The sequence below is a fragment of the Micromonospora sp. NPDC005806 genome, assembly GCF_042871425.1.
GTDB lineage: Bacteria > Actinomycetota > Actinomycetes > Mycobacteriales > Micromonosporaceae > Micromonospora.
In genome coordinates this window covers 1-14183 of sequence record NZ_JBIAIL010000043.1, presented here as the reverse complement: position 1 = coordinate 14183, position 14183 = coordinate 1, and the positions used below count along the sequence as shown (strand labels likewise).

At 72.5% G+C, this 14183-nt stretch carries 12 protein-coding genes; 2 read left to right on the top strand and 10 right to left on the bottom strand.

Annotated elements, in window-relative coordinates:
- Positions 1 to 53: 53 nt before the first annotated feature.
- Positions 54 to 488, bottom strand: coding sequence for a MarR family winged helix-turn-helix transcriptional regulator (locus tag ACFYOS_RS30495; RefSeq protein ID WP_387148914.1), 435 nt, complete (start codon positions 486 to 488; stop codon positions 54 to 56).
- A gap of 63 nt (positions 489 to 551) precedes the next feature.
- On the opposite strand from ACFYOS_RS30495, the gene ACFYOS_RS30490 reads away from it, so the two are divergent.
- Entirely contained in the window at positions 552 to 1685 is a 1134-nt protein-coding gene (locus tag ACFYOS_RS30490; protein ID WP_387148911.1) for a hypothetical protein, read from the top strand.
- Positions 1686 to 1690: 5 nt separating this feature from the next.
- On the opposite strand, the gene ACFYOS_RS30485 is transcribed toward ACFYOS_RS30490, so the two are convergent.
- The 9 genes from ACFYOS_RS30485 to ppdK all read right to left on the bottom strand — a co-directional run bounded on the left by ACFYOS_RS30485 (position 1691) and on the right by ppdK (position 11691).
- A complete protein-coding gene (locus ACFYOS_RS30485) occupies positions 1691 to 2224 on the bottom strand; it encodes a hypothetical protein (protein ID WP_387148909.1) in 534 nt (177 codons plus the stop codon).
- The gene (gene dnaG, locus ACFYOS_RS30480; RefSeq protein WP_387148906.1) at positions 2224 to 4116 is read right to left on the bottom strand and encodes a DNA primase; all 1893 of its coding nucleotides are present in this window, start codon (positions 4114 to 4116) and stop codon (positions 2224 to 2226) included. The genes ACFYOS_RS30485 and dnaG overlap by 1 nt, the downstream gene beginning before the upstream one ends.
- Positions 4117 to 4194: 78 nt before the next feature.
- The gene (locus ACFYOS_RS30475) at positions 4195 to 4443 is read right to left on the bottom strand and encodes a helix-turn-helix transcriptional regulator (protein ID WP_387148903.1); all 249 of its coding nucleotides are present in this window, start codon (positions 4441 to 4443) and stop codon (positions 4195 to 4197) included.
- A gap of 9 nt (positions 4444 to 4452) precedes the next feature.
- Positions 4453 to 5304, bottom strand: coding sequence for an ABC transporter permease (locus tag ACFYOS_RS30470; protein WP_387148901.1), 852 nt, complete (start codon positions 5302 to 5304; stop codon positions 4453 to 4455).
- Positions 5301 to 6275 carry an ABC transporter ATP-binding protein gene (locus tag ACFYOS_RS30465; protein ID WP_387148899.1) on the bottom strand — a complete coding sequence of 325 codons (975 nt, stop codon included), beginning with the start codon at positions 6273 to 6275 and terminating at the stop codon, positions 5301 to 5303. Before ACFYOS_RS30465 ends, ACFYOS_RS30470 begins: the two co-directional genes overlap by 4 nt.
- An 89-nt stretch (positions 6276 to 6364) precedes the next feature.
- Positions 6365 to 7201, bottom strand: coding sequence for a siderophore-interacting protein (locus ACFYOS_RS30460; protein ID WP_387148896.1), 837 nt, complete (start codon positions 7199 to 7201; stop codon positions 6365 to 6367).
- A 42-nt stretch (positions 7202 to 7243) separates the two neighbouring features.
- Positions 7244 to 8482 (bottom strand): deoxyguanosinetriphosphate triphosphohydrolase, encoded by a 1239-nt coding sequence (locus ACFYOS_RS30455; RefSeq protein ID WP_387148894.1) that lies wholly within the window; start codon positions 8480 to 8482, stop codon positions 7244 to 7246.
- Between the two features lie 10 nt (positions 8483 to 8492).
- Positions 8493 to 8843: a VOC family protein gene (locus ACFYOS_RS30450; protein WP_387148892.1), complete on the bottom strand. Its 351-nt coding sequence runs from the start codon at positions 8841 to 8843 to the stop codon at positions 8493 to 8495.
- Between the two features lie 139 nt (positions 8844 to 8982).
- Positions 8983 to 11691, bottom strand: coding sequence for a pyruvate, phosphate dikinase (ppdK, locus tag ACFYOS_RS30445; protein ID WP_387148890.1), 2709 nt, complete (start codon positions 11689 to 11691; stop codon positions 8983 to 8985).
- Between the two features lie 308 nt (positions 11692 to 11999).
- Between ppdK and ACFYOS_RS30440 the strand changes: the two genes are divergently transcribed.
- Positions 12000 to 13718 (top strand): beta-N-acetylhexosaminidase, encoded by a 1719-nt coding sequence (locus tag ACFYOS_RS30440; protein WP_387148888.1) that lies wholly within the window; start codon positions 12000 to 12002, stop codon positions 13716 to 13718.
- Positions 13719 to 14183: the final 465 nt, after the last annotated feature.

Below are 14183 nucleotides of genomic sequence, written 5' to 3'. Positions count from 1 at the left end.
AGTTTCCCGACCACCGCGTCCTCGCCGCACGTCGACGGTCGGCCGGATGACCGTCACTTCTCGGCGGCGATCCGCGCCAGGACCGTGCGGAACGTCGCCCAGTTTCGCGGCCCGATGGCCTCTCGCCACCGTTGCTCGGTCTGCGCGAGTCTGTCCAGGATCCGGGCCTGCAGCTGAAGGCCTTTGTCGGTCGGCCGGACGATGCGTGCGCGGCCGTCGCGCGGATCCGGCTCCACGCGCAGAAAACCCGCCTCCTGCATCGTCGTGACGAACTCGCCGAGCGACTGCTTGGTCATCCCGACGCGCGTGGCCAACTGGGTCGGGCGCATGCCCTCGGGCGGGGTGAGCGACAGCAGCCGCAGGTGCGATCCGCGCAGGTGGTGCGGCTGATCGGCCACCTCTGCCTCCATCGCGCGTTTCGCCACGGTGAGCGCGCGACCGAGTAGGTCGATGACGTGGGGTGGGATTTCGTCGTTGACCGAACTCATCAGGCAACCGTACTATTTTCTCAGGTCGTCAGGTTACCTGACCTTACTCTTCGGGCGGACGCCATGACCGTTGAGCTTCTGGAACAGGATGTGGCGGCCGCCTCGCTGGCCGCGTTCGGCGAGCGGGTCGAGCCGGGCAGGTGGCGCGTCGAGGACGTGCACTACGAGTCGGGGTCCCCCGCCACCGGCGCGCTGCTGCGCGTGCACGGGCAGGCCGCCGGCGGGCACAGCTGGTCGATCTTCGTCAAGCTGTTGCAGCACGTGCGGCACTGGCCCCGCCTGCACCTGCTCCCGGAGGACCTCCGCGTCCCGTTCGGCAACGAGTTCCAGTGGCGGATGGAACTCGCCGCGTGGGACGAGCCCTTCGCCGGCCGACTGCCGGCGGGACTGCGCATCCCGCAGCTGTATCAGATCACCGACCTCGGCGACGACCGGCTGCTGGTGTGGATGGAGGACGTCGACGCGCTCGGCTACGACGTCTGGGACCGGGACATGTTCGTCCGGGCGGCGTACGTCCTGGGCGGCCTCGCCGCGCTGCGCGGCACCCCGGAGATCCTCGGCCGCACCGGCCTGCCGCCCGGATACGGCCTACGCCGCTATACCGAGAACCGGGTCAAGCACGGGGCGCTGCCCACGCTCGACGACGACGGCGTGTGGCGCGATCCGCTCGTCGGGGCCGTGGTCGACCGGCACCTTCGTGCGGATCTGCGCCGGATCGCCACCGCACTGCCCGTCGTGCTCGACCGACTCGACGCGCTGCCGCAGGCCGTGCCACACGGCGATGCCAGTCCGCAGAACCTGCTGGTGCCCCGGGACTCTCCCGACCAGTTCGTCGCTATGGACATCTCCTTCCAGTCCCCGCAGGCCATCGGGTTCGACCTCGGGCAACTCCTCATCGGTCTCGCGCACAGCGGACTGCTGACCGCCGCGACGCTGCCAGCGATCCACGACAGCCTCGTACCGGCATTCGTCGCCGGCATGGCCGCGCAGGGTGTCGAAGCCGACCCGGCAGACGTCGCGTACGGGTATGTCGGCAGCCTGGTCGTCCGCGCCGGACTCACGTCGATGCCGTTCGAGCTGCTCGGAGCGCCGCCGTCGGACGACCTCGCCACCCTGTTCCAGCAACGTGCCGAGCTGACCCGGTTCCTCGCCAACCTGGGCGTTGCCCTGATCGACGCCGGATCGCCCGTCGGTTGAGCGGGTCAGACGTCGGCGGGGGTGGTGGCGGCCCGGGCCGCGGCGACCAGCCGGTCGGTCTCGGCCGCCACCGCGTCGTCGGCGGGCGTGCCCGGGTCGTAGCGGACCGTCCAGGTCAGCCCGTCGACGCCGGGCATCCGCCGGGCGGCGATCCGGCCGGCGCCGCCGGGCACCGGGTGGTGCGCGGTGTACGCCACCGAGCGGGTCACCCGCGCCCGCACCTGGTGCGGCAGCTCGCCCGGGTCGAGCAGCAGGTACGTCTCGGCCGGGCAGTCCGCCACGACCAGGTAGCCGTCCCGCTCGGCGACCCGCTCGGCCGGCGTGACGGTGAGCTCACGGCCGGACCAGACCGCCTTGAGGATGTCGTGCCAGCCGATCCGGTGCCCCCGGCCGGGCAGCCAGAGCCCGAGGTTGCTGGCCACCACCACGCCGTCGCCCTCGCCGTTGCCGGCGGCGGCCCAGGCGAGCACCCGTTCCTCGGCGGCCAGCGGCGGCCGGTCGGCGGGCGGCAGCTTCGGCTTGCGGTTGAAGAGTCCCATCAGAGCCCTCCGGCGGCCTGCTCGCGCAGCGCCCGCGCGTGCTGCTCCAGCGAGAGCAGTTCCCCGAAGAGCGCGAAGTACTCGTCCTTGTTGCTCACCGGATTGATCCGCTGGATCTTCGACTTGAGGTCCTTGATCCGGCCGGTGACCGAGCCCCACTGGAGGCGGGCCATGGTGATCGAGACGTACCGGGGGTCGGGCTCGCCGTCAATCCGCAGCGGCTCGACGGCCAGCTCGCCGACGAGCGCCTGGGCGGCCAGGTCGTCGCAGGCGTCCCGGACCTGCTCGATCCAGACCGCGCCGCCCGTGGCGGTCGCCACCCCGCCCGCCGCCGCGACGGCCGCCCGCAGCACCTGGTGCACGGGGTGCCGGTATTCGCCGGCCTCGACCGCGTCGAACATCGGGCCGGCCAGCACCGGCTCCTGGAGGGCGAGCTTCAGCGCCTCCCGCTCGACCATCGACTGCGGGCTGTCCAGGGTCGGGGTGACCGGGCCGGAGCGGGCCGGGCCGGTGGCCCCGCCGGCCGGCTGCCCGGCTGCGGCGGCCAGCACCGCGCGCTGCACCGGCTCGATCTCCATGCCGAGGTCACCGGCGAGCTTGCGGACGTACTCGGGGCGCTTCTCCCGGTCCTTGATCTTGGCGACCAGCGGGGCGGCCCGGCGCATCGCCTCCACCCGGCCGTCGACCGTGTCCAGGTCGTACCGGTTGATCATGTGCCGGAGCGCGAAGTCGACCAGCGGCTCGCGGCGGGCGACCAGGTCGCGGACCGCCAGGTCCCCCTTGGCCAGCCGCAGCTCGCACGGGTCCATGCTGTCGGGGCTGACCGCGATGAAGGTACGCCCGACGAATCGCTGGTCGTCCTCGAAGGCGCGCAGCGCGGCCTTCTGACCGGCCGCGTCCCCGTCGAAAGTGAAGATGATCTCGCCCGCCACCGCGTCGGTGTCCAGCAGCAGCCGGCGCAGCACCCCGATGTGGTCCGCGCCGAAGGCGGTGCCGCAGGTCGCCACCGCGGTCGGCACGCCGGCCAGGTGGCAGGCCATCACGTCGGTGTAGCCCTCGACCACGACCACCTTGCCCTGCTTGGCGATCTCCCGCTTGGCCTGGTCGATGCCGTAGAGGACGTGCGACTTCTTGTAGATCGGCGTCTCGGGGGTGTTGAGGTATTTCGGGCCGTCGTCGTCGTCGAAGAGCTTCCGCGCGCCGAAGCCGATCACGTCGCCGGTGAGGTCGCGGATCGGCCAGAGCAGCCGCCGGCGGAACCGGTCGATCAGGCTCCCCGAGCGGGACGGGCGGGACAGCCCGGCGGTCACCAGCTCGTCGTGCGTGAAGCCCTGCTGGCGCAGGTGCTTGGTGAGCAGGTCCCAGGCGTCCGGGGCGAAGCCGCAGCCGTACCGCTCGGCGGCGGCCCGGTCGAAGCCGCGCTGGGCCAGGAACTCCCGGGCGGGCCGGGCGCCGGCGGTGCTGAGCTGCGCCCGGTAAAACTCCACGGCGGCGGCGTGCGCGGCGACCAGCCGCTGCCGCTGCCCCTGCTGCGGCCGGGTACGCGGGGCGGAGCGGTCGTCCTCCACGTACCGGAGCTGGATGCCGGCGCGGGCGGCGAGCCGCTCGACGGACTCGATGAAGCTGAGATGCTCGGCGTCCATCAGGAATTTGATCGCGTCGCCGCCGGCCCCGCAGCCGAAGCAGTACCAGACGTTGCGGGCCGGCGAGACGTTGAACGACGGGCTCTTCTCGTCGTGGAACGGGCACAGCCCCTTGAGGTTGCCGCCACCGGCGGACTTCAGGGTCACTGTGTCGGAGATGACCTCGGCGATCGAGGTGCGCTCGCGGACCAGCGCGATGTCCTCGTCCCGGATCCGCCCCGCCATCTCCGCCACCTCCTCGGCGTACATCCTGCCCTGCCGGACCGACGATCCGGCGTCGGGGGCACGGGCGTGTGGCGGACACCGCCCGTACCCCCGTCCGACTGGTCAGGCCGAGCGGCCGGCTCCCGTGGCGTCCCCGATCCGGGGGAACGGCTCGATGGAGAAGACCACCTCGACCGGCACCTCGAAGTACGCGGCGATCCGCAGCGCCAGGTGCAGGCTGGGCCGGAACTCGCCCCGTTCCAGGTAGCCGACCGTCTGGTAGTGCACGCCCAGCGCATCGGCGAGCTGCCGCCGGGAGATGCCCCGCTCGGCCCGCAGCACGGCGATCCGGTTGTACACGGTCTCACTCATCGGCGCCGCTCATCCGACCCGCTGGATGGCCCGCTCCCGGCGAGCGGCCATCCGGGAACCGGACTCCCGGCGCGCCATCCGCCGCAGCACGACGGGAGCCAGGACGAGCCCGAGCACGGCCCAGGCGCCGAGCACCCCGACGGTCTCCAGGTGCCGCCAGGACCCGCCGAGCTCGACCGCCGCCATGCCGTCGGGCAGCAGGGCCGACCGCATGCCCAGGCCCAGCCAGTAGACCGGGAAGACCTGGGCGATGGCCTGCAACCAGCCCGGGTAGCCGTTGATCGGGTAGAAGATCCCGGAGAGCGCGATGAGCCCTATCGTCGGCAGCATGACCAGCCCGAGGTTGCGCGGGTTCTCGATCAGCGAGCCGAGGACCGCCCCGATGGGCAGGGTGGCGACCAGGCCGAGCACCGCCACCGCGAGCAGGGCGAGCCAGGCGCCCGGGCGGGACAGCTCGAGCCCGTCCAGGAAGAACACCGCGGGGAGGAGCTGCAGGAACATGCTCAGCAGCGCCACCGTGGAGAGCAGGACGATCTTGCCGATCAGGTAGCCGAGCATGCCGTTCGGGGTGGCCTTCACCCGCAGCAGCGTGCCGTCCTCCCGCTCGACCACCAGCTGCGAGGCGAGCACCATCATGCCGCCGAAGGCCAGCCCCATCCCGAGCGCGCTGGGCAGCGTACGGGCGCCGAGCGAGAAGGTGGTGCCGGGCACGGTGGAACCGCGCATGAAGAACATGGTCACCAGCAGGACGGTGGTCGGGAAGAAGTAGTTCCACAGGTCCTGGCCGTTGGTGAAGGTGTTGCGCAGCTCGATCAGGCCGCGCTGCAGGCCGGCCCGGACGGCCGCCGTGGTCGGGTTCATCGGTCGCTCCCCTGCTGCCACACCCGGGCGGCCCGGCCGGCCCGGACCCCCGACTCCTGCTCGTAGACCAGTGCCATGTACGCGTCCTCCAGGCTGGCCCGGCGGACCTCCAGCTCCTGCACCTCGTCGCCGTACTGCCGGAGCAGGTCCCGGACGAAGCCGGTGGCGTCGGCCGCGGAGTGCACGAAGCGCTCCCCGTCCCGCGTCCAGCGGATCTCCGCGTCCCCGGCGACCCGGCGGGCCAGCTCGTCCGGCGAGCCGTCGGCGATGATCCGGCCGCCGGCCAGGATGAGGATCCGGTCGGCCAGCTTCTCCGCCTCGTCCAGGTCGTGCGTGGTGAGCAGGATGGTGGTCTCGTCCAGGTCGGCGAGGCGGTGCACCAGCTCGTGGAACTCGCGCCGGGCCGCGGGGTCGAAGCCGACCGTCGGCTCGTCCAGGAAGAGCAGCTCCGGGCGGCCCACGATGCCCACCGCCACGTCGAGCCGGCGACGCTGGCCGCCGGAGAGCTGGTGCACCCGCTTGCCCGCGTGCGGGGTGAGGCCCACGGCGTCCAGCAGCTCGTCGACCGGCCAGGGGCGGGGGATCCGGTCGGTGGTGTACGGCGTGTAGAAGGCGCCCAGGTGGACCAGCAGGTCACGGACCCGCCACTTGCCGTGGTCCCGCCACGACTGGAGCACCACGCCCAGCCGGGCGCGCCAGCGTTCGTCGCCCCGGCCGGGGTCGACGCCGAGGACGCGGGCCTCCCCCGCCGAGCGCATCCGGAAGCCCTCCAGGATCTCGATCGTGGTGGTCTTGCCGGCGCCGTTGGGCCCGAGCAGGGCGAGCACCTCGCCGCGCCGGGCGGTGAAGTCGACCCCGTGCAGCACGTCCGTGGTGCCGTAGCGCATGCGCAGGTCGCGGACGTCGAGGACCAGGTCCTCGTCGGGGGGGTGGGGAGTCTCGGTGACGCCCGGGAGTTCGACCGCAGTCATACCGCGGAATGTAGCATGTCTACTACATGTCGAGGTACACCCGCTCTCGGTCGCGAAGGCGACAGGTCAGCGCCGGGAACTCGGGCGGGTCAGACCGGGAGGGCCGCGGTTTCCTCGGCTTCGACCTGGGCGTTCCAGGCTCGCTTGGTGGAGCGCCAGCCCTCGTCGTCCAGGCCGCGCCGCCAGTAGCCGGAGATGGACAGCGCCCCGCGCGGCACCCCGCGCTCGACCCGCAGCAGCCGGCGCAGCTCCTTGACGAAGGTCGCCTCGCCGTGGACGAAGGCGTGCACCGCCCCGGACGGGAAGTCCAGCGCCCGGACCGCCTCGACCAGCGCCTCACCCACCGGGCGGCCGGCCCGGTGCAGCCAGCGCAGCTCGACCGCGCCGGGGCTGACCAGCGGCAACTCGTCGGCCGGGCCGTCGACCTCCACGAAGACCTGCGCCGGGGCGCCGAACGGCAGCCGCTCCAGGGCGGCGGCGATCGCGGGCAGCGCGCTCTCGTCCCCGGCCAGCAGGTGCCAGTCGGCCGCCGGGTCCGGCGCGTACGCCCCGCCGGGGCCGGTGAAGAGCACCGGGTCGCCGGGACGCAGCGCGGCCGCCCACGGCCCGGCCAGCCCCTCGTCGCCGTGGTGCACCACGTCGATGGTCAGCTCGCCGGCGGTCGCGTCCCAGCGGCGCACCGTGTACGCCCGCAGCCGCGGCCACTGCTCGGCCGGGAACTCGCGCTTGATGGTGGCCAGGTCCGTCGGGTGCGGGTAGACCACCCCGGCGGGCGGGAAGACGAACTTGACGTAGTGGTCGGTGTACGCGCCCACCGGCAGGCCGGCCAGCTCCTCCCCGCCCAGCACCAGCCGGATCAGATGCGGGGTGGGCCGCTCGGTCCGGACGACCGTGGCGGCGGTGACCTTCTTCGGGCGCTCCGTCATACCAGTTAGGCTAGCCTAAGTCGCCGGCGCTCTCCCAACCGGTCAGGGCGCGGGGACCAGGCGGGCGTGCCACGACAGGGCGGCCGGGTCGGTGAGCGAGGCCACCTGGTCGATCACCACCCGCAGCCGCGCGGCGTCGTCCGGGGCGTCCCGCCAGAGCGGGGCGAAGACCGGGTCGAGCGCGTCCGGCGCCCGGTCGAGCAGGGCGGCGACCAGCTCGGCGAGGATCTGCTGCTGCTGGGCGTACCGGGTACCGGCGCCGGGTCGGCGCATCACGTAGCGCAGCGCGATGCCCTTGAGCAGCGCGCACTGTGCCCGGATCCGGCGCGGCACCACCAGGTCGGCGGCGTACCGGCGGTGCGGGCCGGGGCCATGACGTTCCTGGGTGGCGGCCACCACGGTGGCGACGAACCGGCCGGTGAGCACGCTGGTGGTGGTCTTCAGCGACGCGAGGGCGCGGTGGCTGCCGTCGTACGCGGCGAGCGGAGCGAGCACCGGCTCGGCCAGCAGCTCGGCCAGCACCTCGCCGAGGTCCTCCGGGGCCTCCCCGGAGTACGCGGCCGCCACGTCGGCGCAGAGCGCCCGCCGCTCCTCCGGGTCGGTCAGCAGCGGGCGCAGGCTGACGTACCCACCGTGGATGCCGTCCTCGACGTCGTGCACCGAGTACGCCACGTCGTCGGCCCAGTCCATCACCTGCGCCTCGAGGCAGCACCGGTCGCCGGGCGGGGCACCGGCGCGCACCCAGTCGAAGACCGGGCGGTCGTCGGCGTACACCCCGAACTTGCGCCGGCCGGGGCGGCGTTCCCACGGGTACTTGCCGACCGCGTCGAGCGAGGCCCGGGTGAGGTTGAGCCCGGCGGAGCGACCGTCCGGGCCGAGCACCTTGGCCTCCAGCCGGGTGAGCACCCGCAGCGTCTGCGCGTTCCCCTCGAAGCCGCCGCAGTCCGCGGCGAGGACGTCCAGCGCGTCCTCGCCGTTGTGCCCGAAGGGCGGGTGCCCGAGGTCGTGCGCCAGCCCAGCAGTGTCCACCACGTCCGGGTCGCAGCCCAGCCGGGCGCCCATCTCCCGGGCGATCTGCGCCACCTCCAGCGAGTGGGTCAGCCGGGTACGCAGGAAGTCGTCGGTGCCCGCGGTGTGCACCTGGGTCTTCGCGGCGAGCCGGCGGAACGCCGCCGAGTGCAGCACCCGCGCCCGGTCCCGCTCGTACGGCGACCGCCCGTACCCGGTGTCCTTGGGCGCCTCGGTGACCGGGCGCGCCGCGTCGTCAGCGGCGAGACCCACGCTCAACCCGTCATTTCCGCGGTCGCAGCACGCAGAACTCGTTGCCCTCGGGGTCGGCCAGCACCGTCCACCCGACGTCGCCCTGCCCGACGTCCACGTGCCGGGCGCCCATGTCGACCAGCCGCTCGACCTCCGCCTCCTGGTCGTCGGGGCGCAGGTCGATGTGCAGCCGGTTCTTGGTCTGCTTCGCGTCGGCGACCGGCACGAAGACGATGGCGGGCAGCACGTCCGGCGTACGGCGGATCTCCACCTCGTCCGGCGCGTCGGTGACCACCTGATAGCCGAGCGCCTCCGCCCACCAGTGCGCGAGCCGGGACGGGTCGCGGGCGTCGACGATCAGGTTCTCCCAGACGCTGGACATGCAGCCACCCTTCCCTGTGATCGACAAGTGCGCGCTCAGGTTACGCCCGGCGGCCCCGGATGGCTCCCCCGGTGAGGCCGGAGAGGCAGCGCGGGGCCGTCGACATTGAGCGCCGACGGCCCCGGTTGTGTCACACGGGTCAGCGGGAGTCGGAACCGGTGGTGGTCACCGACGCCCGGCCGGCCTCCAGCCGCGCTACCGGCACGCGGAACGGCGAGCAGGACACGTAGTCGAGGCCGACCTCGTGGAAGAAGTGCACCGAGTCGGGGTCGCCGCCGTGTTCGCCGCAGACGCCGAGCTTCAGCTCGGGCCGGGCGGCCCGGCCCTCCTCGGCGGCGATCCGGACCAGCCGGCCGACGCCCTCCCGGTCGATCGACTCGAACGGCGAGATGCCGAAGATGCCCAGCTCCAGGTAGCGCCAGAAGAACGCACCCTCGACGTCGTCGCGGGAGAAGCCCCAACCCATCTGGGTGAGGTCGTTGGTGCCGAAGGAGAAGAACTGGGCCGCCTCGGCGATCTGCCCGGCGGTCAGCGCCGCCCGGGGCACCTCGATCATGGTGCCGATCAGCACCTCGACGCCGCTGTTCCCGACCACCTCGGCGATGATCTTCTCGGCCTCGGCGCGTACCGTCTCCAGCTCCTGGACCGCGCCGACCAGCGGGACCATGATCTCCGGGCAGGCCGTCCCGCCGTCCCGGACGACCGTGACGGCGGCCTCGGCGATCGCGCGGACCTGCATGGCGAACAGGCCGGGGATGACCAGGCCGAGCCGGACGCCGCGCAGACCGAGCATCGGGTTCTCCTCGTGCATCCGCCGGACGGCGGCGAGCAGCGCCTCCTCCTTGGCCACGTCCTCGCCGCGTTCCTGGGCGACCGCCACGTTGACCGCGAGCTGCTCCAGCGGGGGCAGGAACTCGTGCAGCGGCGGGTCGATCAGCCGGACGGTGACCGGCAGGCCGTCCATCTCCTGGAAGATCGCGATGAAGTCCTCGCGCTGCAGCGGCAGCAGGGCGGCGAGGGCGTCCTCCCGCTCGGCGTCGGTGCCGGCGAGGATCAGCCGCTCGACCAACTCCCGCCGGTCGCCGAGGAACATGTGCTCGGTGCGGCACAGGCCGATGCCCTCGGCCCCGAACCGCCGCGCCCGCGCCGCGTCCGGACCGGTGTCGGCGTTCGTCCGAACCCGCAGCCGCCGCGTGGTGTCGGCGTGCATCATGATCCGGTGTACGGCCCGGACCAGCGCGTCGTCGGTCTGCTCCGGGTCGAGCGTGCCCTCGAAGTACTGCACCACCTCGGATGGCATGACCGGCACCTCACCGAGGTAGACCTTGCCGGTGGTGCCGTCGATGGAGACGACGTCGCCCTCGTTGACGGTCTGCCCGGCGACGGTGAACTTCTTCGCCGGGATGTTGACCTCGAGCTCGTCGGCGCCGGAGACGCAGGTCTTGCCCATGCCCCGGGCCACCACGGCGGCGTGGCTGGTCTTGCCGCCGCGCGAGGTGAGGATGCCCTTGGCCGCGATCATGCCGTTCAGGTCGTCCGGGTTGGTCTCCCGGCGGACCAGGATCACCGGCTCCCCTTCGCCGGCCAGCTCGACCGCCCGGGCCGAGGTGAAGACCACCTTGCCGACGGCGGCGCCCGGGGAGGCGCCGATGCCCTTGGCCACCGGCTCGAAGTCGTGGTCCAGCTTGAACCGGGGGAACATCAGCTGGGCGAGCTGCGCGCCGTTGACCCGGTGCAGGGCCTCGTTGAGGTCGATCAGGCCCTCGTCGACGAGCTGACCGGCGATGACGAACGCGGCGGCGGCGGTCCGCTTGCCGACCCGGGTCTGGAGCATCCAGAGCTTGCCGCGCTCGATGGTGAACTCGATGTCGCAGAGGTCCTTGTAGTGCCCCTCCAGCCGGGCCATGTAGTCGAGCAGCTCGTCGTAGGACTTCTTGTCGATCCGCTCCAGCTCCTGCAACGGCACGGTGTTGCGGATGCCGGCGACCACGTCCTCGCCCTGAGCGTTGGCCAGGTAGTCGCCGTAGATGCCCTGCGCGCCGCTGGCCGGGTCGCGGGTGAAGGCCACGCCGGTGCCGGAGTCGGGTCCGAGGTTGCCGAAGACCATGGCCACCACGTTGACCGCGGTGCCCAGGTCGGCCGGGATGCGCTCCTGCCGGCGGTAGACCACCGCGCGCTCGGCGTTCCACGAGTCGAAGACCGCGCGGATGGCCAGGTCGAGCTGCTCCCGCGGCTCCTGCGGGAACTCCCGCCCGGTGTGCTTGGCGAAGATCTTCTTGAACGCGTCGACCAGCCCGCGCAGGTCGTTCGCGTCCAGGTCGAGGTCGTTGTCGGTGCCCTTGGCCCGCTTGGCGTCATCGATGGCGTGCTCGAACTCCTCGCCCGGCACCTCGCAGACGGTCTTGCCGAACATCTGGATCAGGCGCCGGTACGAGTCCCAGGCGAACCGGTCGTTGCCGCCGGCCTGCGCGCTCAGCCCGACGACGCTCCGATCGTTGAGGCCGACGTTGAGGACGGTCTCCATCATGCCGGGCATCGAGAACTTGGCCCCGGAGCGCACCGAGACCAGCAGCGGGTCGTCCGGGTCGCCGAGCTTGCGGCCCATGCCGCGCTCCAGGGACTCCAGGTGCGCCTCGATCTGGCCGGCCAGCCCATCCGGCTCCTGGCCGGTCGCCAGGTACGCCTTGCAGGCCTCGGTGGTGATGGTGAAGCCGGGCGGGACCGGCAGGCCGAGATTGGTCATCTCGGCGAGGTTGGCCCCCTTGCCACCCAGCAGGTCCTTGAGGTCCTTGTTGCCCTCGGCGAAGTCGTAGACGTACTTGTGATCGACCGTCTCTTGCGCTGCCACCAGAGCCTCCAACGCGCGCCATTGACACTTAACGAAGGTTCAGTTCGGACATACCCCGAGACCAACCACCGGTAATCCCGGTGTCGTCAGCGATCGGTGGGCGAAGGTTAAGCGAACATCGAGTGGCCTGGGACCGTTCGGTGACAATCGGCACAGCCGTCACCACTATCCGCGTCCGTACCGGTTGTTGGGAACGCTTCCACGCGCACGATCACGCAATTCCGATTCCCCTCGTACTCTTGACGCACTGGTTTTGCTGAACCTGACCTTTGCCATATCCCGCGCAAATACACCCCGGAGCCGTCGCCGTGTCGACCATCCCCGCCGCCCCCTCCGAGACCGGGCCCGAACCGCTCGACCCGGCCGGCCTCCCCACCCACCAGCCGGCCGCCACCGAACTGGCCCGCACCGCCGCCCGCGCGGCCGGCGACCTGCTCGCCCCGCCCGCGCCGGTCCGGCTGGCCGACGTGGTCCCCGCCCCGGACCGGGTCACGCCCGACCCCACGGCGGATTTCCTGCTGCCCGAGGACGCGGTGATCCTGGTCAGCCCGCCCGCCCGGGACGTCGCCGAGCAGCTCGCCGACTGGCTGCGCCCCGCCACCGGCCACCCGCTCCCGGTCGGCGACGCCACCCCCCACGCCGAGCCCGCCGGCCTGCTGGTGCTGACGCTGTCCGGCGCCGGGACGGCGCACGGCGCCGATCTGCCGGGCGTTGGGGAGCTGGGCGACGAGGGCTACCACCTCGACGTGACCCAGGACGAGGTCCGGATCAGCGCGACCACCCCGGCCGGGCTCTTCCACGGCGCGCAGACACTGCGGCAGCTCCTCCCGGCGCCGATCGAGAGCGCCACCCCGGTCGCCGAACGCTGGGCGGTGCCCGGCGGCACGATCGTCGACCGGCCGCGCTTCCCCTACCGCGGCGCCATGCTCGACGTGGCCCGACACTTCTTCGCCGTCGACGACGTGCTGCGGGTGGTCGACCACCTGGCCCGGTACAAGCTCAACCACCTGCACCTGCACCTCACCGACGACCAGGGCTGGCGGATCGCCGTCGACTCCTGGCCCCGGCTCGCCGAGGAGGGCGGCGCCACCGAGGTGGGTGGCGGCCCCGGCGGGTACTACACCAAGGCCGACTACCGGCGGATCGTCGCGTACGCCGCCCGCCGTCATGTCACCGTGGTGCCGGAGATCGACCTGCCCGGCCACACCAATGCGGCGCTGGTCGCCTACCCCGAGCTGGCGCCCGGCAAGATCGCGCCACCGCCGTACACCGGCACCGAGGTCGGCTTCAGTTACGTCGACCCCGCCGACGAGCGGACGTACGACTTCGTCGCCGACGTGATCGGCGAGGTGGCCGCGCTGACCCCCGGGCCGTGGCTGCACCTGGGCGGCGACGAGGCGTTCAAGGTCAAGGGCGCGACGTACACCGGTTTCGTCGAGCGGGCGCAGGGGATCGTGCGCGCCACCGGGAAGACCGTGGTCGGCTGGCACCAACTCGCCCCGGCCGCGCACGCCGAGGGGCGGGTGCTCCAGTGGTGGGGCACCAACGGCGACGACCCGGAGACCGCCGACGCGGTACGCCGGGGCGCCCGACTGATCCTCTCCCCCGGTAACCGCGTCTACCTGGACATGAAGTACACGCCGGACACCCCGATCGGGCACGACTGGGCCGGCCTCATCGACGTCCACCGGGCCTACGACTGGGACCCGGCCACGCACCTGACCGGCGTACCGGCCGAGGCGGTGCTGGGCGTGGAGGCGCCGCTCTGGACCGAATCGGTCACCACGCTGGCCGAGGTGGAGTTCATGCTCTTCCCGCGCCTGCCCGCCATCGCCGAGCTGGGCTGGTCGCCCCGGTCCGCGCACAACTGGGACGACTTCCGGGACCGGCTCGCCGGCCACGGCCCGCGCTGGACCACCGCCGGCATCACCTTCCACCCCTCCCCGGATATCCCCTGGCCGGCGGCCCCGACCCACCCCACCATCCCCACCCAACCCACCCGGAACACCACCGCCGACACCCACTGACGGGCGCGTTGGGCGGCACCCCGCCTCAACATCCGCACAACTTCGGGGAAAGTGCTGCCTCCCAGCGCCGGGGAGGCAGCACTTTCGTGGAAACTGCGCGGTCGCGACGGACGTCTCAAGTCCGCCCACCCACCGCCGTTCCGAGGCCTGGCTACGCGCCGGGCGTCTCAAGATCCCCGCAATTTCGGGGAAAGTGGTGCCTCCTCGCGCGGGGACAGGTTCCGGGAAACTGCGCGGATCTTGGACGAAGCGGGTGCGGTGGGTGGCTCTGGGTCCGGTGTCCGGATCAGGTGTCCGCGCGGATGGCGGTGTCCGGGTTCGGCCCTAGTGGGGCGTGGCCCAAGGCCCCGGCGCTGGAATGATGCGCGGTCGCGGGTCGTTGTACATGGCTGACCGCGCCGCAACCAGTGCGGTCCCCTGGCCCGCCTCCACGGGCCGCCCGGCCGGCGGAATGATCCGCCACCG

Coding starts and splice junctions, on each gene's coding strand:
- ACFYOS_RS30495 (WP_387148914.1), bottom strand. CDS start 488: ATGAGTTCGGTCAACGACGAAATCCCACCCCACGTCATCGACCTACTC.
- ACFYOS_RS30490 (WP_387148911.1), top strand. CDS start 552: ATGACCGTTGAGCTTCTGGAACAGGATGTGGCGGCCGCCTCGCTGGCC.
- ACFYOS_RS30485 (WP_387148909.1), bottom strand. CDS start 2,224: ATGGGACTCTTCAACCGCAAGCCGAAGCTGCCGCCCGCCGACCGGCCG.
- dnaG (WP_387148906.1), bottom strand. CDS start 4,116: ATGTACGCCGAGGAGGTGGCGGAGATGGCGGGGCGGATCCGGGACGAG.
- ACFYOS_RS30475 (WP_387148903.1), bottom strand. CDS start 4,443: ATGAGTGAGACCGTGTACAACCGGATCGCCGTGCTGCGGGCCGAGCGG.
- ACFYOS_RS30470 (WP_387148901.1), bottom strand. CDS start 5,304: ATGAACCCGACCACGGCGGCCGTCCGGGCCGGCCTGCAGCGCGGCCTG.
- ACFYOS_RS30465 (WP_387148899.1), bottom strand. CDS start 6,275: ATGACTGCGGTCGAACTCCCGGGCGTCACCGAGACTCCCCACCCCCCC.
- ACFYOS_RS30460 (WP_387148896.1), bottom strand. CDS start 7,201: ATGACGGAGCGCCCGAAGAAGGTCACCGCCGCCACGGTCGTCCGGACC.
- ACFYOS_RS30450 (WP_387148892.1), bottom strand. CDS start 8,843: ATGTCCAGCGTCTGGGAGAACCTGATCGTCGACGCCCGCGACCCGTCC.